The following is a 20,597-nucleotide window of genomic DNA, read 5'->3' on the forward strand; positions in this document are numbered from 1 at the left end:
CGTCGCTGAAGTCGAGGCTGCCATCCTTGAGGATGTCCACCTCGCTGCCGGCAAAGAGGCGGAAGCCTTCCTCGGCGAGCTCTTCGTTCAGTTCTTTGATCTCCTTGATCTGCGCCAGCAGTCGTTTCTCATCGAGACCGTTGGCCTGGAAGGAGGACTTGCTGTGATCGGCGATGCCGAGGTACTGAAAGCCCAGATCATGCGCAGTGTCCGCCATCTCGCGCAGCGTGGCGCCGCCGTCACTCGCCGTGGTGTGGTTGTGGAAGACTCCGCGCAGGTTTTCGAGCTGAACCAGCCGGGGAAGTCCGCCGTGCTCCGCCGCGTCGATCTCGCCCAGGTTCTCGCGCAGTTCCGGATCGATGAAGTCGAGATCCAGTGCGCGATACAAATCGGCTTCGTCATGGACCGGAGGAATGACGGCCGCATCGGCATGATCCGGCACCTGGGTGAAGGCATACTCATTCAGCGACCAGCCGCGGGCGAGCGCCCGCTGGCGAATGGCGACGTTGTGCTCCTTGCTGCCGGTGAAATACATCAGCGCAAAGGGAAACTCCTTGCTGGAAACAGCGCGCAGATCGCACTGCACTCCATGGGTGACATGCACGCTGGCCTTCGTCGGCCCCTTGGCGATCACATCGACGACGATGGGCAGTTGCACGAAGGTCTCGATGACCTTCTCCGGCTGCCGGGTGGAGACGAGGAAGTCGAGATCATGCACGGTCTCCTTGCCGCGACGGAAACTGCCACAGACCTCGGCATGCGACACGTTCGGATGCCCGCGCAAGGCCTCGAGAATTTCCTGCACAAGTGCATAGACCTGGTCCTGACGAAACTCGGACGCGTGCTGTTCGCGAAAGGCGATGCTTTCGAGGATCTTCTCGACCGTCTTGCCACCAAAGCCGGAGAGCTTGGCCGCCTCGCCGCTCTCGCAGGCGCGTTTGAGCTCGGCAATCGACGACACGCCTAGCTCGGCATGCAGCGCGGCCACTTTCTTCGGTCCGAGTCCCTGAACATCGAACAGCTCGAACAGAGTTTCCGGAAACTCGGCCTTCAGCTTCTCGTAGAACTCGAGTTTCCCGGTAGTGGCCATCTCATGCAGCTTGTCACGCAGCGCTTCGCCGAGCCCCTTGATGCCGGTGAGCTGGTTCTCGGCGGCGAGCTTCATGATGTCACCGCTGAAGCTCTCGACGATCTCCGCTCCGGTGCGGTAGGCGCGGACCTTGAAGGTGTTCTCCCCCTTCAATTCCAGCAGGATGGCGATGCGTTCAAAGATGGTGGCGGCGTCTTCGCGGGTCATGCGCGAATCATGGCGTGAGATCGCGGCAGGTGAAGCGCGAATTGATCAATCTGCTGTCGTCCCGTTCATCCGCTTCTCCAGCGCCTTCAATCGACGCAGGGCATCGGGAAGCTGTGACATGGCGATCCACTGGCGCTTTGCCTGCTTGTCAGGAGCGGCAGGATAGCCGAGCACGGTTTCTCCCGCGGGAATGTCGCGCATGACGCCGGACTTGGCGCCGATGGTGGCCTGCGTTCCCAGCTTGAGATGACCGGCAATGCCGGACTGCGAGGCAATGACGACGTAATCCGACAGCACGGTGCTGCCCGCAAATCCGACCTGCCCCATGATGAGGCAATGGCGGCCCATGACGACGTTGTGTGCGACGTGAACGAGATTGTCGATCTTGGTCCCCTGCCCAATCACGGTGGAACCGAGCGCACCACGGTCGATGGACGCATTGGAACCGATTTCGACATCGTCGTGAATGACGACATTGCCGACTTGGAGCATCTTGCGGTGGTGGCCTTGATCAAAGACGTAACCGTAACCATCGGAGCCGATGGTGGTGCCTGCATGAATGATGACGCGGTTTCCGAGCTGCGTTTTCGGATACAACACCACGTTTGGGTACAGGCAGACATCGTCGCCGATGTGGCTGTCACGCCCGATGTGGTTGCTGCCCATCAAGACAGAACGTGCGCCCACGCGAACTCCGGCAGCGATGATGCAATGCGGCCCGACCGTTGCAGTGGGGTCAATTTGCGCAGCCGGATCGACCACAGCACCGGGATGAATGCCTGCTGCATGCGATTCAGGCGGGAAGAAGAGCGGCAGAACCTTCGCCATGGCAACACGTGGGTCTTTGACACGGATGAGCACTTTCGCGGCAGATTCGAAACCGGCGGGAACCAGCACAGCGGTGGCCTGGCTGGCTTCGGCGGCGGCCAGATAGCTCTCCTTCTCCGCAAAAGTCAGATCGCCCTCGCGCGCGCTGTCAGCGGGCGCGATGCCGGTGATTGCGACATTTCCATCACCGATGACTTCGCCACCGATCTGCTTTGCAAGGTATGAGACGGTGAACATAAGAATAGCTGTTGAAAACGGACCCTTAGCTTGAGGCGACGGGAAGCGGAACCATGCGCTGCAGTTCCACATCCCAGACCTTCAGTCGAAGACAGCGCAGGATGTCCCGCGGATGCAGGCTTGTGATCTTGGGCTTTTGCAATTCGGGCATCGCCTTGAGCACCTCGGGCAGCCGATAGAACGGAATGCGTGCGTTCAGATGATGGATGTGGTGATAGCCGATGTTCGCGGAAAACCAGGCCATGATCGGGCTGGTTTTCATGTAGCTGGATGACTCAAGCGCGGCGCGCTCATAGGTCCAGCCCGCCTTGTCATAGAACGACACATCCGGAAAATTGTGCTGCGCATAGAACAGATAGGAACCGATCGCGTAGGTGATGAAGTGCGGAATGACCTGGACGAACAACCAGGCCTGCCAGCCGAAGAAATGGATCAGCGCACCGGCGATGCCCGCATGAACGAGCAGGGCAAGGAGGCAGTCCCAATGCTGCCGCGGCTTCATCACAAACGGGCGCAGGCACATGCCATGCAGGAAGACAAAGAGATAACCAAAGAGAATGGTCAGCGGATGACGCATGAAGAGGTAGATCCATCGCGCCGACTTGGACGCCTTGAGAAAGTGGTCCTTCGTCATGATCGGGAAGGAACCGATGTGGGATCCTTTGATCTTCGAATTGTGGTTGTGATGATGGTTGTGCGAACTGCGCCAGATGCTGCTCGGACTCAGAGCGATGATTCCAAAGACACGCATGAACCACTCGGCCAATCGTGAGGTGGGAAGGATGGCATTGTGCTGCTGGTCATGATAAATGACGAACAAACGCAGCAGCAGCAGACCGGAGAGGATGCTGAAAACCAGCATGAACACCGGATGAGAAACATACAGTGTACCTGCGATCACTCCGAGCCAGAGTGCTAAGGTGGAAAGGATGCACCACCAGCTTTTGGCCGTGCGGTCGACGGCATAACGTTTCGTCGCCAGGATAAGCTCCGGGCCCGTCCTGCTTTCTCCGCCAAGAATGATGGAATCGGCTAAAGCCAGGCCACTAGTCATGTAAGGGCACCCAACCCTCGCAGGAGTTAAAGCGCAAGCTCTGTTTACCCGGTTGTTGCACCGCCCCCATTTGACAGAAACACCTCAAATCCAGCCGCGCAACTTGTAGACCCACCAGCCGATGACCTCGTGCATCCATGTTTCAAAGAGAGTGAGGTGCGAAGCGTTCGGAACATTGATCCATTTCAGAGAACGGCCGCGCATGAGAGCGCTTTCGTAATTGCACGGCACCGGGACGACAGGCACGCCCGCCTTGGCGAACACGGCCTGCGTGCGACGCATGTGGTAGGCAGATGTCACGAGCGCAATGCGCTTCCAATCGTTCTCCCTCGCCAGAGCCGCCACTTTGACCGCCTCGTCATGCGTGTCCAGACAGCCACCGAGACTCTGTATCGGGATCGAGGTCAACTGCCAGGACCGGATCCAGTCTCTCGCGCTGTCACCCTCAGAAACAAAGCGGCCGTCGGTGGTCTTGAACGCCCCTCCTCCAATGATGAGTTTTTTGCCCTTCCCCATCCTTGCGAGAGTCACCGCAGTGAACAGACGGTCGGATCCGCCAAAAAAGTGAATCCCTGCAGGTTCCTTCACGGATGGCTCGACCGTGCCACCGAGAACCATGATCGCATCACATTCCGGCAGGCTGGCAAGATCCACCGGCGGCCATTCTTTTTCCAACGAGGCCACGAGCAACTGCGACACCGGCAGCGCCGCGGTGACCGTGAGCAGCAGCCAGGCCGAGCCTGTGAGCCAGAGCGAACGCCAGCGACGGCGGCGAATGTGAAGAACACACATGATGGACAGTGCCAGCCAGATCAGGCCCGGCGGTTCCATGAAATCGACACAGGATTTGAGGAAGGACGTCATGCGCGACGTTGGAGGCGGGAGCTGAGAACGGCGAGCACGAAGGTGCTGGCGATGAGCAGCGTGCTGAGCGCGTTGATCATGGGCAGGCTGCGGCTGGTTCTCATCATGCTGGCGACGCGGAGCGGCAGCGTCGTGGTGCCAGGACCTGAAACAAAGAAGGTGATGACGTAATCGTCGATCGACAGCGTGAAGGCCAGTAGTCCTCCGGCGAGGACACCGGGAAGCAGGAGCGGCAACAGTACCTTTTTCACCGCCATCGCCCGCGTGGCGCCAAGATCGCGCGCGGCATCGATCAAGGTGAAGTCAAAGTCCTGCAAACGCCCGAGCACAACCATCGTGACGAAACTCAGGCAGAACGTGACATGGGCGATCCAGATTGTCAGCAGTCCGGTCTCGATGCCGGTGAGAACAAACAGAGCCAGCAGCGAAATGCCCATGAGAATGTCCGGCATGACCAGAGGCAGCGTGATGAGCGTGTGGTGCACGTTCTGCAGCCACGACCGAAAGCGATGCAGTGCATATGCGGCCAGCGTTCCCAGAACCATCGCGGCCAGCGAAGCAGAAACGGCGATCTTCAGCGTGATCCAGAGCGATTCCCAAACCTCGCCTGCCGCCCAGAGTTTCTCATACCAGTTCAAAGTAAAACCCTCCCACTCACCGCCAAAGCGCGAGGCATTGAAGGAATTGGCAACCAGAACGACCAACGGCGCAAACAGAAAGAGCACCACGCCGAGAGTGATCAGTGAAGGGATCCACGAACGCTTCATGACGCCTCCTTTCGGCCAAATCGCTGCCAGATGGAAACCACCAGCATCGGAACCAGCACGGCCAGCATCAGTCCGCCCGCGAGTGCGCTGGCATGGGGCAGGTTGCGATCAGAAAATACTCGCTGGGCGATCTTGTTACCGAGCATTTCATCCGACGCTCCTCCCACCATCTGCGGAATCACATACTGCCCGACCGAGCAGACGAAGACCATGACCGCCGCGGAAACAAGCCCGCGACGCACCCCAGGCACAAACACCTTGGAGAACGAACGCCACGGCCCCGCGCCGAGATCACGCGCGGCATCGAGCAGAGCAAAATCAAACTTCTCGGCGGCGGCGTAGAGCGGCAGGATGGCAAAAGGCAACTGCGTGTAGATGAGCACCAGAAGCACGGCGCCGACGTTGTTAAGCAGCATGGCATCTTCGGAAATGAAGTGCAGCCACACCAGCAGGCGTGTCAGCGGTCCCTCGGGATGCAGCAGGGATTTCCAGGCAAAGATCCGAATCAGGAAATTGGAGAGAAACGGAATAATCACGAGCAACAGCAGCCACTGCCGCATGCGTGGTCCGACACGCGCCATTTGAAAGGTCATGGGAACCGCCAGCACCAGACAGACCAATGTGGTCACTCCGCTGAGCCACACCGTGCGCCAGAGGATGGGCAGGTAGGCCGGATCACGAAGCTCATGAATCGTGGCCATCGTCCACCCCGCACCGACACCTCCATGCAGATCCGCCGGTCGAAAGGCGGTAAGGACCACCAGAATGGACGGAATCACAAAGAACACCCCGAGCCAGGCCAGCGAAGGCAGGGTGAGAAGCCACTGCTTGGAGCCTCGAGAACCTGAAATCACGCGGCGTCCTCCAGCCGTACGATGCGGCCCTCATCCGGATGGAAGCTCATCCACACCGACGTGCCATGCGCCGGAGATATTTCCCCGCCGCTGAAGCGGCTGCGCTGCAGCTGGGCGGTGATCAGATGTTCTCCGGCACGGATGCGATAACGAGTGTGCGAGCCGAAGTAGGAGGAGTCTTCCACAACGCCGGGAAAGGCATTCACCCGTTCGCCGCTGAGAGGACGCTTGAGCGTGAGACTGATCTTTTCCGGCCGCACCATGAGCCGCAGCATTTGATTCGACGAAACCACGCCGTTGCTGAGCACGAGCGGACTGCCCAGCCCTTCAATCATGACGCGCACATAGCCCTCATGCTGCATTTCGACAGCCTTGCCGGTGAAGAAATTGGCATCACCGATGAAGGTGGCGACGAAGCTGCTGCGTGGTGTCTCATACAGATGTTCTGGGGAGTCGATCTGCTCCACCTTGCCTGCGTTCATCACGGCGATGCGATTGCTAAGGCTCATGGCCTCGCCCTGATCATGCGTGACATAGATGAATGTGGTGCCGACCTGCTCGTGTATGGTGTTCAGTTCCATGAGCATGTGCTGACGCAGCTTCAAATCGAGCGCGGCGAGCGGTTCATCGAGCAGGAGCACCTGCGGACGATTGACCAGTGCGCGGGCGATGGCCACACGCTGACGCTGGCCGCCGCTGAGCTGGGCGGGACGTTTGCGGGCATGTTCGGCCAGACGCACGAGTTCGAGCATGCGATCCACCCCGCTGCGGATCTCCTCACGCGGCCGGCGTCCCATGCGCAGACCAAAGGCCACGTTTTCCCACACGTTGAGATGCGGAAAGAGCGCATAATTTTGAAACACCGTGTTCACAGGACGCTGCTCCGGCGGCAGCTCGGTGATGTCCTGGCCTGCCACGAGAATCCGGCCGCGGTCAGGCCGCTCGAATCCGGCGATCATTCGCAACAGTGTGGTCTTGCCGCAGCCGCTGGGGCCCAGCAGGGAGAAGGCCTCCCCTGGTGAGACGGCCAACGAAACATCGTCCACGGCACGCTGGGCGCCGAAGGTTTTGGTCACGTGGTCGATAACAAGAAAATCGTCCATGAAGAGGGTTGAGCAGGTACAGTAGCCCTCAAACAATGGATGTGGCAAGAAGCTTGCGGGATTCGCCGGAACAGACGAGCTTTATTGAATGTCATCTCGTTTTGAAATTCTTCACCTGCTGGAGGAAGACACCGCCAGCAAGCTGTCCCTCGTCCGCGACCACAAGCGTGGGGCTGAACTCCGCCTGCGGCGGTTCAAAACGACCAAACCGGACGAAATCGAAGGACTGCAGGAGTTGTTCCGGCAGCTCTCCACGGTGGAAAGCCCCCACCTGGACCGGTTGATCGATTTCGGCGCCGACAAGGACGGCTTCTATTCCATCGTCTCCGGTCCCCTTCCGGGAGAGACTTTGACCACGATGCTCGAGCGCGGCCCCCTCACGGAGAAGGAGTTTGAGGTTGTGGCAACTCAGCTTCTGGAGGTGTTGGACGCCCTGCATGAGCAGACCATCGTGCATGGCAGCATCAGACCAGACTTCGTGCGCATCTCAGGCAGTTCCCCTGCCGAGTGGAATGTGACACTGCACGGCTTTGGCCAGGGATTCGCGGCCTTGGATGACAGCAAAGAGGAGCAAATCCGTGCCTACCGGTGCACCGCCCCGGAACAGTGGCAGGACGGAACGACCCGCCGCCGAACCGATGTTTATGCCCTCGGATGTGTGTTGTATGAGGCGCTGACAGCCAGGCCACCTTTTGACGGACGCGCCTTGAAAGAGCTGCGCCTGAAGCACCTCGGCCACGATCTGCCGCCGTTGGTGAAGCTGGCGTCGCATGTGCCCAGTTGGATGTGTGCCTGGGTGATGCACCTGCTGGCTGCCGATCCTGAACAACGTCCGCGCAAGGCAGGAGCCGCCCGGGTCCTGTTTGAACGCCGCGAGGCACCGAATCTGCCCGAACTGCCATCGTCGCGCGCTGAAGCACCTCCTGAAGTCGCCCCCACGCCGCCGGCGAGTCCGGTCCATCAACCGCCTTCGGCTCCGGTCATTCTGCCCAACCCACAACAAGGTGTCCGGCATGCAACGTCGAGCACCATCCCCATCGCAGCAGGCCCTCATGTGGCGGCCAACAAATCGAAACGCCCGACCACGGTGGTGCAGTCTCCGCGCAGGAACTACGGGACTCCGGCACGCAAACCGAAGTCGCCCCTGGCCGCGAACCTCAAGCCCATCCTGATCGCGGCTGCGGCCATCGTTCTGATGCTCGCCATTTTTGTTCTGCCACGCTGCGGTCAGACTCCCACCCCGCCTCCGGCAAAAGGAAAACCGGCAGCGAAGAAGAAGTGATCCAACGCCTCCGAATCAATCCGGTTGGGATCAATGAATGAAGCAGGCATCGCTGCCTGCTTCACTCTCCCACTCCAATCACACCAAACTCAGATGGACATCAGGTAGTCGAGCAGCTGCTGCACCTGCTGCTCGTTGAGCTTCATGTAGCGATCCCTCGCGGCCTTGGCCTCGCCATCATGCGCCTTGATGGCGTCATCGACCGTCGCAGCACGACCATCATGCAGATACGGAGCGCTGGCGCGCAGTCCCCAAAGCGGCGCCGTCTTCATGTCACGCACATCCGCGGGTCCCTGGGCGATGCCGTCTCCCAATGAACCCATGTCGTGCAGCAGCAGGTCAGAGAACAGCCAGACCTCTTTGTTTCGCAGCGCTGCCGCCCGGTTTGGCCCGGTGAACATGACCGGCACATGGCAGATCGCACAGCCGGTGCTTTGAAACAATCCACGGCCGCGGGCGGCGGAGTTCGAGAGCGGCAGACGCGGCGGCGCACCCAGCCAGCGCATGAAATCGGCCACGCGATCAATGTCTCCCCTGCCCGTCGCGGGATCGACCACATCTTCCGGATCGGCCACCGTGTCGTACTGGGCCAGCAGCTGGTCATCGCCGTTCGGAGCATTCTCCACCGGAAAGAGCCGGTTGGTGATGCCCATCTCGTTCAGATAGGCGTCACCGGAGAAACTCAGCAGCGTGGCCTGCTGCGCCTTCCAGCCGAACCGTCCGATCATCATCCGCCCTGTCGCGGCATCTGCCACCCGGGCCGCTCTGCCCAGCACACCATCCACCGGACGTCGTCTCTCATTGCGCAGAATCTGCGAATCTGGAATCGCCTCGATCAAACCGAGGCCAAACAACGGCGTGGAATTGCGCTGGGCCACCACATTCGCCTCCGGCGGGACCACTTCATGCAGCACCGCGTTGATCTCCATCTCCTGTTGAAGAGATCCCCCCAGACCGGCCAGCGGATCAAACACACCGTTCTCAATGCGACCAAAACGAGTCACGTTGATGGGGCCCGCACCACCTGTCGCGGGTGAGGCGTGGCAGGTCACACAGGAACTCCGGTTGAAGATGGGCCCCAGTCCGCTTGCCTCGTTCTCCGCATCTTCGAAGTCCTCTTTGCCATCGACAAACTCTGCCAGTTGCTGCCGTGTCAGACCCGGCAGCGGATCACCAAACTGCGGACGATGCTGGTCCGGATGCGGCAGCGGCGGGTTGTCCGGAGGCTGCGGACGCTGCGCCGGCTGCTTTCTCGGAAGCTGTTCCGGCGGAACTCCCTGTGGTGGTGACCCCGGATCCGGTGCGGAGGGCGCATTGGGTGGTGGCGGCGGCGGTTGCTTCGGCGGTTTCGCTTCTGCATGGGTCCCGAAAGACCATGCCAGTGCGACTGCGAGGATGGGCTGGATGCGGATCGCTTTCATAACAGGTGGTGTTGGGTTGCGACCACGCCCGTGCGCATGATCTTGTTGTGCCGGAAAAGCCCGTCCGTCGCGAATCGTTACCGCTTTTTCCAATTCATCCTCATGACCCTCAAACTCATCCTCAAATACCTGCTCAGCGCCGGCGTCATCACCCTGGTCAGTGAAATGGTGAAACGCAGCGACAAACTCGGCGCCCTGCTCGCGGCGCTTCCATTCGTCAGCATCATCACGCTTTTCTGGGTGCACTACGAAAGCGCCCCCGAGATCCGCGCACAGAAGACGGCGGACCACATGTATTACATCTTCTGGTACGTTTTGCCGACGCTGCCAATGTTTCTGCTCTTCCCATGGTTTCAACGCTGGTGGGGATTTTACGGAGCTCTTGGCGGAAGCGCCGTGCTCACCCTTCTGTTGTTCGCGCTGCTGCGCAGTGTCGGCGCCCGTTTTGGGCTGATGCTTTGAGAACGCTTTCATGCGTGGGGCCTTGACGGCGCGCCGCGCAACAGGCTTCATCCGTCATGAACACCAACCACTGTCGCTGGGGCATCCTGGGTGCCGCATTCATCGCACGCAAAAACTGGCAGGCCATTCGCGATGCCGGAAATGCAATGCTGATCGCCGTGGCCAGTCGCGACGTGGCACGTGCATCGGCCTTTATCGACGAATGCCAGGCCTGCGCTCCTCACGCAGTTGTGCCGGAGGCGATGGCAAGCTACGAAGCACTGCTGGCGAGGCCGGACATCGACGCCGTTTACATCCCGCTGCCTACAGGTCTGCGCAAAGAATGGGTGATTCGCGCGGCACAGGCAGGCAAGCACGTGCTGGTGGAGAAACCCGTGGGCGCTCACGCTGCGGATGTCGCCGAAATCATCGCAGCATGCGAGAAGCACGGCGTGCAGTTCATGGACGGCGTGATGTTCATGCACGGCAGACGCTTGAAGCAGCTTCGCGGCGTGGTGGACGATGAAGTCGGTCAGGTGCGTCACATTGCTTCGCAGTTCAGCTTCATGAGCGATGCTGAGTTCCGGCGCAGCAACATCCGTGCACATGGAGCCCTCGAACCGCTGGGCTGCCTGGGTGATCTGGGCTGGTACTGCCTGCGGTTCACGCTCTGGGCCATGAACTACGCCGTCCCCACCCATGTGACCGGTCGCATTCATGCCGAGACGCAGCAAACGGCGGATGCACCACCCGTGCCTCTCGAGTTTTCCGGAACGCTGAGTTTTGCCAACGGAGCGTCTGCCTCCTACTACTGCTCCTTCACCACCACGAACGCTGAATGGGCCATCGTCAGCGGAGGCAAAGGACTGCTGCAGGTCTCCGACTTCGTGCTGCCTTTCTCAGGCGCTCAAACCAAATACAGCCTCACCCGTTCCGACTTTGTGCAGAACTGCTGCCAGTTCGACATGCATGAAGGACGCATTGTCGAGGCTCTCGATGAACCCAGCAGCAATGCGCCGGGTTCCCAGGAGGCAGGAATGTTTCACACCTTCTCCGATCTCGTGCTCTCGGGGAGAATCGACGGTCACTGGCCCAGGATCAGCCTGCTGACACAACAAGTGCTGGATGCATGTCTGCTTTCGGCCAGAGACGGATCGAAAGTGATCGACTTGAAACTTTGATCAGATGTCGAGCACACGGTCCATGCGCTTCGCCACATCGGCGAGGTAGTCCCAGTCACCTGCCTTCACTTCCGCGGCGGCCCAGCCGGTGTATTGGATCTGGGCAAGCGCCTCGCGAACCGCAGGCCAGTTGATGCTGCCCTCACCGAGAGGCGTGTCGAATCCTTTGCGCATGCCTTCGCTCATGGCTTTGGCGAGATCGTATTCCTTCACGTCGAGTTTCTGGCTGCGTTTCCCCAACACCTGCGCCCAATGCTCGGCGACCCCCCAGCGCATCATGTTGCCGATGTCGAAATGCACCTGCACCCATGGGCTGCCTACTTCATCGATGAAACGCGCCATGTCATAGGCGCTGATGAGAAAGGTATTCCAGACGTTTTCGATCAGCACCTTGATCCCCTGCTTCTCCGCATGCGGAGCGACACTCTTCATGCGCGCCACAGACTCGTTCCAGGTCCGCTGGATCGGCTGCTCCTGCGGATAGGCCAGAACGACAAGCATCGAATCACCGCCAAGCTTCTTGGTGAGATCGATGCCGGCCTCCAAAGTTTCGCTGCGTCCGCCAACGGTGCCGTCAATGATCAGACCGCTTTCCCGGCTCGCAGCCGTCCATTCATCAGCGTTCTGCATCGTGACATGACCGAGAAGACTTGGCTCGATGCCATCATAACCACAGGCTCGCAGTTTCTTGAAGGCTTCCGCGAGCGACATGTCCTTCGCTGCTTTCTGCGCCATGCTCCATTTGAGAGATTTGCGAATCCTGCCGGTGAACTGGCCTGCGTGAGCACTCGTGACGGGAGAAAGAGCGACCGCACCCAAGGCAGCGGTGGATTGAAGAAAGCGGCGGCGGTTCATGTTGAGATTCGAGCGTTGTTTAAAATCAAAGGCGTTTCAGGCAGACTTCACGCCCGCGCTTTCCAGCCATAGCTGATGTAGCGATCTTGAAAGCTGCCATCAGGATGGCAGTCGATCTGCACGAAGCCTTCAGGATTGCCATGCACGGGACCTTTCCACCACATGCCGCACACGGCGCCGCCCTGGAGATATACGACTTTGTCGAACTGGATGCGCTCGGAGATGTGACCGTGACCGCTGAGAACGAGCTTGATGTTGTAGAGCGCGAGCAGCTTGCGGAACTCGAAGACGTTGCCGACGAGAGCCTTCCCATCCAAGGGGAAGGCCGGGCCTTTGAGCACCTGATGCCAGACGGAATAGAAAGGAATGTGTGTGACGAGGATGACAGGTGTCTGCGTGCCGGTTTTCTCAAGATCCGCCTTGAGCCAGGCAAGCTGGTCGTCATCGATCCAGCCTTTGTAGTCGAGCGTGACCGGATCCTGCCCGATGGAATCGAGGATGACAAAGTGCCAGCCGCCATGATCGAAACTGCGATAGGTTTTGCCCTGCCCGTAGCGCTCCGAGAAGATCGCCTTGCCATAGCCGCTGTCTCCAGGTTTGACGATGGCCTTGGAAGACCAGCCTGTGACATCGTGATTGCCAACGGTGTGATGGATCGGCACCTCAAGCGTCTTCTGGCACTCGTCCCAGAGATCCCACTGCAGTTGCACGCGGTCCATGCCGACATTGAGCGCGTCCATGATCAAATCCCCGCCGGTGATGACGAAGTCAGGTCGTTGCTCCAGCGCATTGACCTTGGCAAAGGCCTGCTTCACGCCCTCGGTGGCTCCCTTCTCCGGCTGCACGTGAGGATCGGTGAAGAAGACGAAGGAGAAAGGCTTGGGCTCGGCTGCATCAGAAGCGGTCCCGCTCAACCATCCGGCCGCACCGCTGAAGGCGGCGGCGCTGGCAAGAAAATGACGACGGGAGAAAGCGGAACGCGAGTACATCGGCTGCATGCATTCACATACAGCCCGAAGGACTCATTTCTTCGCACGCTTCAGGCACATCGGTTCGGACCAGTTCCAGAACTGCGGTTCCAGCAGCTTGACGTAGTTGGCGGGGTCGGAGTCGAGGTGGCTGTGCGCTCCGTCCTTGTCGGGTTTCACGGTTCCTTTGAGCTGACCGGACTGAATGGCGGCTGCAACCGCGTCGTGATTGATGCTCCAGGTGAACAACACATCTTTCTCGGGCTCGCGCATGAGGAAGAGCGAGGCTCCGCCCTTCTTCTCTTTGCGTTCACGAACGACTGCGAAAAACAGCTCCACCTTGTCATCCGCGGAGGCGCGACGCAGTTTGAACTCCACAGGTTCGGCGTTCTTCTTGCCGGGTTCGGTCATCAGGATGAGCCCCTGCGCGGCATCCGTGACGGCAAACTGCACGGCATCGTCGTCATCGACGGGTGTCCATGAACCACTCCAGTTGCCCGCTTTGAGACCAACGGGCTTGAGGCCGAAATCATCCTCCACCGTGGTCTCAGGACAGGACGTCAGACTGCAGGCGAGCAGCGCGCAGGCGAAGATGCGAAGGATGTCTTTTTTCATGGCGGTGATGTGGGTGCAAGCTGCTCACGCAAACTGCCGGCACCCGGCGGCAGTGTCAGAGAAACACCGCGTCCGCGTTTCGTTCCGTCATCCGGAGGAGCGACGACGACCGGCGGTTCGACGACGGGAACGGCCTTCGGCACAGCGGGTGCGGGCACCACTACAGGCGCAGGCATGACGGCGGACGAGTCACCGCTTTTCGAAGCTTCCACCGGCTCGGCTCCGTGCTTTTTCTGCCAGAGTGCTCCGCCGGACAGATGCGCGCACATGGCGCCGATCACCATCGATCCACCGAGGAACACCGCGGCTTTCAGCCACATGGGTACGTCGTCGCCAGGCATGAGATGTTCGGCCAGCGTGGGCGGAGCGCTGGCGGCGGCACGCGCCCAATCGGGAGCATCGGGCGGCGAGGGTTCGCTGTCAGCGTTGCGGAACAGCAGTTCGGCAAAACCGATCGTCGGCTCCTCGCCCTGCGTCGCACCGCCGGAAGTGAGGGCGACCGGAGTCCGCAGCGACTCGGAGGCGAGCGGCACCGACGTCTCACGCTTCACAGCAGGCTTGGTGACAGGAACAGTTTTTGGACGTGGCTTCAGGCCATAGTCCACCGCAGGTTCCGTGCCGCCGGCACGCGCAGGCTCGTTGGGTTTGACGAGGTCGTAATGCTGGATGATGCGCGCGTAACGGGCCAGAAAATCATTGCGCTGAGCGGGTTTCGACTCCGCCACCTTGGCGATTTCATCATCGAGCAGACGGGCGACTGTTTCGCGCTCGCGAGCCCCGCCTTCGGGCGCAGCAAGAACGCCAACGGGAGATTCAATTCCCAGCAGAAACTTGCACAACGCGGCCAGCCATCCGGCATGCCACACCGTGGTGGTGGTGCCGCGCGCCGGTGGCAGCAACGTGGCGGGATCGGTGCCACGTCCGGACATGGAGGCGAGCGTGGGATGAGCACGCACGATGATGTTGAAGGCAGGCCACTCATTCAACTTCGAGACGAGCAGCTTGGTGCTGCGGGAGTCCTCACGTGCGAAACCGGTGAGCAGGAAGATGTCATCCAGACGCAGCTTGCTGGCAGAGAGTGTGGAGTTGTCGAGCTGCGTGAGCGCGGTGTCGAGTCCGGCTAGCACGAGATAGGCCTCCTGCACGTCCAGACTGCGGCGTTCGCGCATGAGCTCGGCAAGGCTGATGCCTTCGACGATCTCCTCGGCAATGCAGGTGATGTCTTCCGCCTCGTTGACGAGCGCGAGAGTGACGAGGCTCGAATTGCCGCGCTGCTTCGTGATCTTGAAGGCTGAGTTGTCCACCTCCCTGACCTTGGCGCAGGAAATGCGTGAGGACGGCATCTGCTCGATGAGCACGGAGCGCCCCGTCTTCGTGAGCGTGCCCCGCATGCTATACGGATTCGCCATGTCGAGACGCTGGCTTTGCACACGCACGAGATTGGCGAGACCTCGGGCGACCTCCTGATAGCTCGCCAGCAGCGGCGCGAGCAGCGCTCGTGGTTTCTGCGCAGCGGGAATCTCACCTGACAACTGCTCAGGCGCGAGCTTCTGCAGATTGGTGCGCAGTTCGCGCATGGCGGCTATGACACCGACGCCTGCGCTGGACAGGCATGCGTCGAGCAACTCACCAAAGTCCGTGGCGGGCAGAAGATGATCTGGCAGCGTCGGTCCGGCGCCCCCTTGCTCGGATAGGAAGGTGCGGAGGAATCTTGCCTGCTTTTCGAAGTTGGGCTTCAACGCCCGCTTTTTTCCTCCGCTGCCATCAAGCACCCGAAAATCTGCCGCCAGCACCTGCACGGCCTGCGGGGCGGTCTGCACCACGCGGAAGCTGTCGAGCGGCGACTCGGTGAGAAACTCCCCGCGCTCACACACCGCCACGGCAGTCTCCAGAGAACGGCAGGCGATCATGATCGCAAGCCAGCCCGGAATCTCCTGCTGGCGGGCGAGGTATCCGCGCAGCGCCTCGCCATCGATGTTGCTGGTGATGTAAAACGGATTGCCCTCGTCCTCGCCAAACTCAATCATCCGCGCCAGTGCCGGATGGCCGCGCTTTTGCAGCGCCTTGCAGGCCTCATCGAAAGCGGCACGATTGGACAAAGGCTCCAGAAGCACATGACAGTGCACGTACTCGAGCCTCTGCATGTCAAAGGCCAGCACCGCCACCTGCTCGGCGTTACGGACCAGCTCGACGTTGTTGCCGTCGGCGTCCTGAACGATTTGATATTGCCTGAATTGACTCGGCTCCGACATGGGGGCGCTTGGGAAAGAGATGGAGGGACTATCCTTCCATGCGCCGGATGTTCAAGCCAGCGTTTCCACTGTGGCTGAGAGAATTCCATTCGTCATCCAGCCGGGGGTTTCCATGCAGCGATGGAGTCGGGTGATTTGGCCTTCATGCCGAGGCGCTGGGTGGTGAATTCATCCGGTAGCAGGATCTCCGTGGCGGAACCAAACGTGAGAGCCCCCATGAAGTGCATCTCAGTGCGTTCGGCGGATTCTGCCAGCCAGGCAAAGGCGCGATGATAGAGCCCCAGAAACGCATCGACATAGGGAGCGACGCACTCCGACGCCTGCGACGCCATTTTTAATCCGATCGCACGCATGCTCGCCGCGTCCAGCAGCGTCATCGACACACCCGGCATCTCCGGCAGAGGCGCAGGCAGCAGATGATCGTTCAAGGAGATGGTTTTGCCGTTGTCCGCAAAAGGATAGGGCGCCCCGTCCATGGTGGAGACGATCTGCCGCACCAGATTGAGCATTTTGGGCACCACGGATTGCAGCGCGGTGAGGAATGCGCTGGGATCATCGACGTTGGCAAACTTCGCGCCGAGTGTCTGGAACGCGAAGAACGTGGTGAGCAGTTCGCGAAAGGATGGCAGCGCCCCGGCCATCGCCTCATAGATGGTAACCCACGCCGTCAGGTCGCGCCGCCGTCCACGCAGCCACTCGCTGAGTTCAGACGGCTCGCTCCACCACAGCATGCCGAGCGCGGAGGCGAACCGGCATTCCAAAATACGCTCGCGCTCCTGAAGCGGTCCCTCCATGTGCTCCATGACCATGCGCTGCCGAGCCGCCTCGGTGCGCAGCGCACCCGGGCTCGAATCCTCGGTGCCAAACTGCATGCGTGAAACGGTGAATCCCGCGAGGCTGAGCGTGGCGGCAGCCTCCAGATCACGCCGGCGCTGCCAGGCCTGGTTCCACTCCTGCAAGGCCACCTTGAACTGCGGCCCCCATGCCACGACTTCGTCGCGCACGCGCCGGATCTCGCGCTGCAGTTCGTCGCGGTCGGTGGAGGTCGTCGGCGTGCTGCCCAGGCCGCACAATGCACGCTCCGGGTGCGCCAGTCCGCCGAAATAACGACGAATGACCAGCAGCGCCTCCTCCTCGCGCCGGTTTTGATGAATGACCTCCTCATCCGCCACCATGCGGTGCTCGTGCAGGTTCAGCCCCAGATCATGCTGATAGTAGAAATAGGTGACCTGGCGCGCGATGTCGACGAACTGACGCATCACCGAGGCCGCAGGCTGCATCAGGGAGAGATAGGCCACCAGCGCCTCCCCCTTGATCGGTTTGCCCGCGGCTTTGGCTTCCGTGGGCGCCTCGCCCGCTTCGGCACGTTGGGAGGCGTTGGCCTTGGCCGATGCCGCCACATGGCGCGCCATCAGCAGCGAGAGATTTTCCGGCAGACGGTGTTGAATGACTCCGCGCTGAATCTCCTGCTCTGCGGCCTTCCATGCACCGCCCAGCAGCGCAAGCTTTCGCTGCATCCGGTCATAGAGATCCTCGCCGATGACGTTGGCACCGGTGCGCTCCGCCGAACGCTGGATGAGCCACAGCGTGACCGAGCTCACCAGACGTGAGGCGAGCGCCAGAATCATGAAGGGAATCTTGGCCGCCCACATCCAACCACGGACAACTCTGCGTCCCTGCTTGTGCCACTCGGATTCCCGTTTCGGCTTCTCCCTCAGATGCATCTCCCAGGAATCACGTTCCATCACCGCGCGGAAGAACCACGCGTTCATCTCACGCACCGCATGCACAAAGATCGTGCTGATGCCTCCGGCGTTGTGGCTGAGTTCGTGTGCCAGCAGTCCGCTTAGCTCGCGGGCCGTGATCACCGAGATCACCGGCAGCCCCAGGTGCAGCGTCGTCTGGCCCGTGAGGATGCCAAACAGTCCTCCGAACATCGAACTGCGCACGGAGATCGTTGTGTCGAGCCACACCTGCACGGGCGGGTTGGCGCGCAGATGGATGCAGAGCATGTGGATGAGTTCAAAGAGCTGAGGCTGGGTGGCGGCGGTGATTTGGATCGCCACCTTGGCGTGCTTCGGTCTCGGACGAAGCGGGCGCAGCATGAACACCCAGGTCACTCCCATGAACGCGAACTTCAGCAGCTCCAAAACCGTGCGCCACTGGATCAATCCTTCGCGCGCCATGCTGCCGGTGATCAAATAGACCTGCCAGCACATCCACAGGAACAATCCCAATACTAGGAGGAGGTAGGTGAACTGCAGCGTCAGTGAAGCCAGAGCCGAAACCACCAGAAGCCCGAAATGCAACGGCCCTCGCCACGGTGCGATGCGCACTGGCTTGACCGGTTTCTCGGGGACGTTGGAGGAGGGCATGGAAGATCGAGACCGTCAGAAGTCGGCCCGCAGGCACATAATTAACCTCGTTTAATATGGTAATTCTAGTTAATTGTTATGATTTGCCAGACATTGGCGACTTGTGCAGGGCAAGTTCGGCCTCCGCCGTCCCGTTCTGCTACCATGAAGGTCACTCGCTTCCTCGCTCTGCTGCTGGTCTGCTTCACCTGCGCCAACGCTGCTAGGAAGCCCACGAACCTCGTCTTCATCCTCACCGACAACCAAGGCGCCTGGACCCTCGGCTGCTACGGGAATCCGGACATCCGCACGCCGAACCTCGACAAGATGGCTGCGGAAGGCATCCGCTTCACCCGCGCCCTCAGCAGCAATCCCGTCTGCTCCCCCACCCGCGCCACCTTCCTCACCGGGCTCATCCCCTCGCAGCACGGCCTGCATTCCTTCCTCGATCCCAAGTACATGATCGGCCCCGAGGCCTACAACACGCTCCAGGAATTCACCTCCCTTGGCGAGATCCTCCGCGATGCCGGCTACACCTGCGGCCTCAGCGGCAAATGGCACCTTGGCGCGAACATGACGCCCAGCGAGGGCTTCACTTCCTGGATTACCAAGCCTGACGGCAGCACGCAGGAGTTCTACGACCAGAAGATCATCGAGAATGGCGAGATCCGCGTCGAAGCCGGCTACACCACCGACCTCTGGACCCGCAAGGGCGTCGAATTCATCCAGCAGAACAAGGACCGGCCCTTCTTCCTCTACCTCGCCTACAACGGCCCTTACAACCTCGGCAAGCTCATGAGCAACCCGCCGCAGAACCGCCACGCCGCCTACTACAAGGGCAAGCCGTTCACCAGCTTCCCCCGCGACGCCATGCATCCCTGGCAGTGGGCCAACAAACAGTTCCACAACACCCAGACCGCCATGGAACGCTGCGCCGCCGAAACCTCCGGCGTGGACGACGGCGTGGGCGAAATCCTCGCCGCGCTCAAAGCCAACGGCCTCGATGAAAACACCCTCGTCGTCTATGCCGCCGACCAGGGCTGGATGGGCGGCCAGAACGGCATGTGGGGCATGGGCGACCACTTCCGCCCCACCGGCGCCCACGAGCTCATGATGCAGATCCCGCTCCTCTTCCGCCAGCCCGGCAAAATCCCCGCCGCCCAGACCTGCGACGCCCTCGTCAGCAACTACGACTTCCTCCCCAGCGTCCTCGGTCACCTCGGTCTCGCCGACAAAATGCCGCAGCAGCCCCCGTCCCCCGGCCGCGACTTCTCCCCCGCCCTGCGCGGCGAAAAACTCGCCGTCTGGGACAACACCGTCTTCTACGAAATGGAAACCACCCGCGCCATCCGCGCCGAGCGCTGGAAATACGTCGCCCGCTACCCCGACGGCCCCTACGAACTCTACGACATGGAGACCGACCCGCAGGAGCGCTTCAACCTCTTCGGCCAGCCCGGCACCGAAGCCACCCGCGCCGACATGGCGAAACGCCTCAACGCCTTCTTCGATCAATACGCCGATCCCAAGTACAACATCTGGAAAGGCGGCGGCTCCAAGGCCAAGCGGCACACGGAGTAGGTCGGCCTAACATCTAAGCTGTGGCGACGACGGGCGCAAGACTCCGGTGACACGACACACGGCTGCGAGCCGTTGCCACCAGCGCTTCGTTCACCCTCTTATTGTCTGCGTGTTTCATATCGTGGCGTCGTCAATCCTTTTGCAAGTGCGGAGGGTCTCGATCCCTCATGGCGCAGGTCAGAACAAGCCTCGACCTGCTGCCCAGCCAGCGCTGAGGAGTGGGCAGGGCCAAGTCCTGCCGCAAGGTCGAAGGAGCCTTGGACTCGAATTCGGCCTTCGTGCCTCGGAGATACACAGCACATGCCTCTCCCGAGGTCACTCGCAACATATCAGGCATGCCATGCCCCTCAAGGAAGTAAGGGAAAGGCGCTACACCTGGTGATCCGACATAAGTGATCCAAAACCACTGTCGAAAGGGGCCGAAGGCATAGCTGCCGTCGCTCTTGGAATGGGTGTGCCCTACATGGTGAAGTCCACGAAAGATATAATCAATCTTGGCTCCGGACACTGGCTCGCCTCTCTCATTCACAACGCTTCCAACAACCTTCTCGGCGAGGCGGTCCGAGTGCGGAAATACCACGCACGAACTGAGCATCAAAGTGAAAGCTGCTGACAGACTGCGGACAAACTTCATGGTCTCGCGATG

At 60.6% G+C, this 20,597-nt stretch carries 17 protein-coding genes; 4 read left to right on the forward strand and 13 right to left on the reverse strand.

Annotated features, from left to right (window positions below):
• From KDL09_RS01655 to KDL09_RS01685, 7 genes are all read right to left on the reverse strand, one after another.
• On the reverse strand, nucleotides 1-1,297 hold a 1,297-nt coding region (locus tag KDL09_RS01655), incomplete at its 3' end, for a helix-hairpin-helix domain-containing protein (RefSeq protein ID WP_294380675.1).
• A gap of 45 nt (nucleotides 1,298-1,342) precedes the next feature.
• Complete coding sequence (lpxD, locus tag KDL09_RS01660; protein ID WP_294380677.1) at nucleotides 1,343-2,362, reverse strand: UDP-3-O-(3-hydroxymyristoyl)glucosamine N-acyltransferase; 1,020 nt, start codon at nucleotides 2,360-2,362, stop codon at nucleotides 1,343-1,345.
• Nucleotides 2,363-2,387: 25 nt separating this feature from the next.
• Nucleotides 2,388-3,416 (reverse strand): fatty acid desaturase, encoded by a 1,029-nt coding sequence (locus KDL09_RS01665; protein WP_294380678.1) that lies wholly within the window; start codon nucleotides 3,414-3,416, stop codon nucleotides 2,388-2,390.
• 84 nt (nucleotides 3,417-3,500) lie between these two features.
• A complete protein-coding gene (locus tag KDL09_RS01670) occupies nucleotides 3,501-4,280 on the reverse strand; it encodes a YdcF family protein (protein ID WP_294380680.1) in 780 nt (259 codons plus the stop codon).
• Nucleotides 4,277-5,047: an ABC transporter permease subunit gene (locus KDL09_RS01675; RefSeq protein WP_294380683.1), complete on the reverse strand. Its 771-nt coding sequence runs from the start codon at nucleotides 5,045-5,047 to the stop codon at nucleotides 4,277-4,279. Before KDL09_RS01675 ends, KDL09_RS01670 begins: the two co-directional genes overlap by 4 nt.
• Nucleotides 5,044-5,901 carry an ABC transporter permease gene (locus KDL09_RS01680; protein ID WP_294380685.1) on the reverse strand — a complete coding sequence of 286 codons (858 nt, stop codon included), beginning with the start codon at nucleotides 5,899-5,901 and terminating at the stop codon, nucleotides 5,044-5,046. The genes KDL09_RS01675 and KDL09_RS01680 overlap by 4 nt, the downstream gene beginning before the upstream one ends.
• The gene (locus KDL09_RS01685; protein WP_294380687.1) at nucleotides 5,898-7,004 is read right to left on the reverse strand and encodes an ABC transporter ATP-binding protein; all 1,107 of its coding nucleotides are present in this window, start codon (nucleotides 7,002-7,004) and stop codon (nucleotides 5,898-5,900) included. Before KDL09_RS01685 ends, KDL09_RS01680 begins: the two co-directional genes overlap by 4 nt.
• Nucleotides 7,005-7,092: 88 nt before the next feature.
• Between KDL09_RS01685 and KDL09_RS01690 the strand changes: the two genes are divergently transcribed.
• Nucleotides 7,093-8,286, forward strand: coding sequence for a protein kinase (locus KDL09_RS01690; protein WP_294380688.1), 1,194 nt, complete (start codon nucleotides 7,093-7,095; stop codon nucleotides 8,284-8,286).
• An 89-nt stretch (nucleotides 8,287-8,375) separates the two neighbouring features.
• On the opposite strand, the gene KDL09_RS01695 is transcribed toward KDL09_RS01690, so the two are convergent.
• Nucleotides 8,376-9,707, reverse strand: coding sequence for a di-heme oxidoredictase family protein (locus KDL09_RS01695; RefSeq protein WP_294380689.1), 1,332 nt, complete (start codon nucleotides 9,705-9,707; stop codon nucleotides 8,376-8,378).
• Between the two features lie 102 nt (nucleotides 9,708-9,809).
• Here KDL09_RS01695 and KDL09_RS01700 point away from each other — a divergent pair, with 102 nt between their 5' ends.
• Nucleotides 9,810-10,169 (forward strand): DUF3147 family protein, encoded by a 360-nt coding sequence (locus KDL09_RS01700; RefSeq protein ID WP_294380690.1) that lies wholly within the window; start codon nucleotides 9,810-9,812, stop codon nucleotides 10,167-10,169.
• Between the two features lie 56 nt (nucleotides 10,170-10,225).
• Nucleotides 10,226-11,329, forward strand: coding sequence for a Gfo/Idh/MocA family oxidoreductase (locus KDL09_RS01705; protein ID WP_294380691.1), 1,104 nt, complete (start codon nucleotides 10,226-10,228; stop codon nucleotides 11,327-11,329).
• Here the strand turns inward: KDL09_RS01705 and KDL09_RS01710 are convergent, their stop codons facing one another.
• From KDL09_RS01710 to KDL09_RS01730, 5 genes are all read right to left on the reverse strand, one after another.
• Complete coding sequence (locus KDL09_RS01710; RefSeq protein WP_294380692.1) at nucleotides 11,330-12,184, reverse strand: sugar phosphate isomerase/epimerase family protein; 855 nt, start codon at nucleotides 12,182-12,184, stop codon at nucleotides 11,330-11,332.
• Between the two features lie 47 nt (nucleotides 12,185-12,231).
• A complete protein-coding gene (locus tag KDL09_RS01715; protein ID WP_294380693.1) occupies nucleotides 12,232-13,173 on the reverse strand; it encodes a metallophosphoesterase in 942 nt (313 codons plus the stop codon).
• A gap of 33 nt (nucleotides 13,174-13,206) precedes the next feature.
• Nucleotides 13,207-13,767: a hypothetical protein gene (locus KDL09_RS01720; protein ID WP_294380694.1), complete on the reverse strand. Its 561-nt coding sequence runs from the start codon at nucleotides 13,765-13,767 to the stop codon at nucleotides 13,207-13,209.
• Nucleotides 13,764-16,019 carry a hypothetical protein gene (locus KDL09_RS01725; protein WP_294380695.1) on the reverse strand — a complete coding sequence of 752 codons (2,256 nt, stop codon included), beginning with the start codon at nucleotides 16,017-16,019 and terminating at the stop codon, nucleotides 13,764-13,766. The genes KDL09_RS01720 and KDL09_RS01725 overlap by 4 nt, the downstream gene beginning before the upstream one ends.
• Before the next feature lie 92 nt (nucleotides 16,020-16,111).
• On the reverse strand, nucleotides 16,112-18,394 hold the full coding sequence (locus tag KDL09_RS01730) for a M48 family metallopeptidase (RefSeq protein WP_294380696.1): 2,283 nt from the start codon (nucleotides 18,392-18,394) through the stop codon (nucleotides 16,112-16,114).
• A gap of 144 nt (nucleotides 18,395-18,538) precedes the next feature.
• On the opposite strand from KDL09_RS01730, the gene KDL09_RS01735 reads away from it, so the two are divergent.
• Nucleotides 18,539-19,951: a sulfatase-like hydrolase/transferase gene (locus tag KDL09_RS01735; RefSeq protein ID WP_294380697.1), complete on the forward strand. Its 1,413-nt coding sequence runs from the start codon at nucleotides 18,539-18,541 to the stop codon at nucleotides 19,949-19,951.
• The last annotated feature ends 646 nt before the right edge of the window (nucleotides 19,952-20,597 follow it).

Source organism: Prosthecobacter sp., assembly GCF_020439865.1.
Lineage (GTDB): Bacteria > Verrucomicrobiota > Verrucomicrobiia > Verrucomicrobiales > Verrucomicrobiaceae > Prosthecobacter.

Excerpts from the sequence above, each read along its gene's own strand:
- lpxD (WP_294380677.1), bottom strand. The coding sequence starts at position 2,362 with ATGTTCACCGTCTCATACCTTGCAAAGCAGATCGGTGGCGAAGTCATC.
- KDL09_RS01665 (WP_294380678.1), bottom strand. The coding sequence starts at position 3,416 with ATGACTAGTGGCCTGGCTTTAGCCGATTCCATCATTCTTGGCGGAGAA.
- KDL09_RS01670 (WP_294380680.1), bottom strand. The coding sequence starts at position 4,280 with ATGACGTCCTTCCTCAAATCCTGTGTCGATTTCATGGAACCGCCGGGC.
- KDL09_RS01675 (WP_294380683.1), bottom strand. The coding sequence starts at position 5,047 with ATGAAGCGTTCGTGGATCCCTTCACTGATCACTCTCGGCGTGGTGCTC.
- KDL09_RS01685 (WP_294380687.1), bottom strand. The coding sequence starts at position 7,004 with ATGGACGATTTTCTTGTTATCGACCACGTGACCAAAACCTTCGGCGCC.
- KDL09_RS01690 (WP_294380688.1), top strand. The coding sequence starts at position 7,093 with ATGTCATCTCGTTTTGAAATTCTTCACCTGCTGGAGGAAGACACCGCC.
- KDL09_RS01695 (WP_294380689.1), bottom strand. The coding sequence starts at position 9,707 with ATGAAAGCGATCCGCATCCAGCCCATCCTCGCAGTCGCACTGGCATGG.
- KDL09_RS01700 (WP_294380690.1), top strand. The coding sequence starts at position 9,810 with ATGACCCTCAAACTCATCCTCAAATACCTGCTCAGCGCCGGCGTCATC.
- KDL09_RS01705 (WP_294380691.1), top strand. The coding sequence starts at position 10,226 with ATGAACACCAACCACTGTCGCTGGGGCATCCTGGGTGCCGCATTCATC.
- KDL09_RS01710 (WP_294380692.1), bottom strand. The coding sequence starts at position 12,184 with ATGAACCGCCGCCGCTTTCTTCAATCCACCGCTGCCTTGGGTGCGGTC.
- KDL09_RS01715 (WP_294380693.1), bottom strand. The coding sequence starts at position 13,173 with ATGTACTCGCGTTCCGCTTTCTCCCGTCGTCATTTTCTTGCCAGCGCC.
- KDL09_RS01720 (WP_294380694.1), bottom strand. The coding sequence starts at position 13,767 with ATGAAAAAAGACATCCTTCGCATCTTCGCCTGCGCGCTGCTCGCCTGC.
- KDL09_RS01725 (WP_294380695.1), bottom strand. The coding sequence starts at position 16,019 with ATGTCGGAGCCGAGTCAATTCAGGCAATATCAAATCGTTCAGGACGCC.
- KDL09_RS01730 (WP_294380696.1), bottom strand. The coding sequence starts at position 18,394 with ATGCCCTCCTCCAACGTCCCCGAGAAACCGGTCAAGCCAGTGCGCATC.
- KDL09_RS01735 (WP_294380697.1), top strand. The coding sequence starts at position 18,539 with ATGAAGGTCACTCGCTTCCTCGCTCTGCTGCTGGTCTGCTTCACCTGC.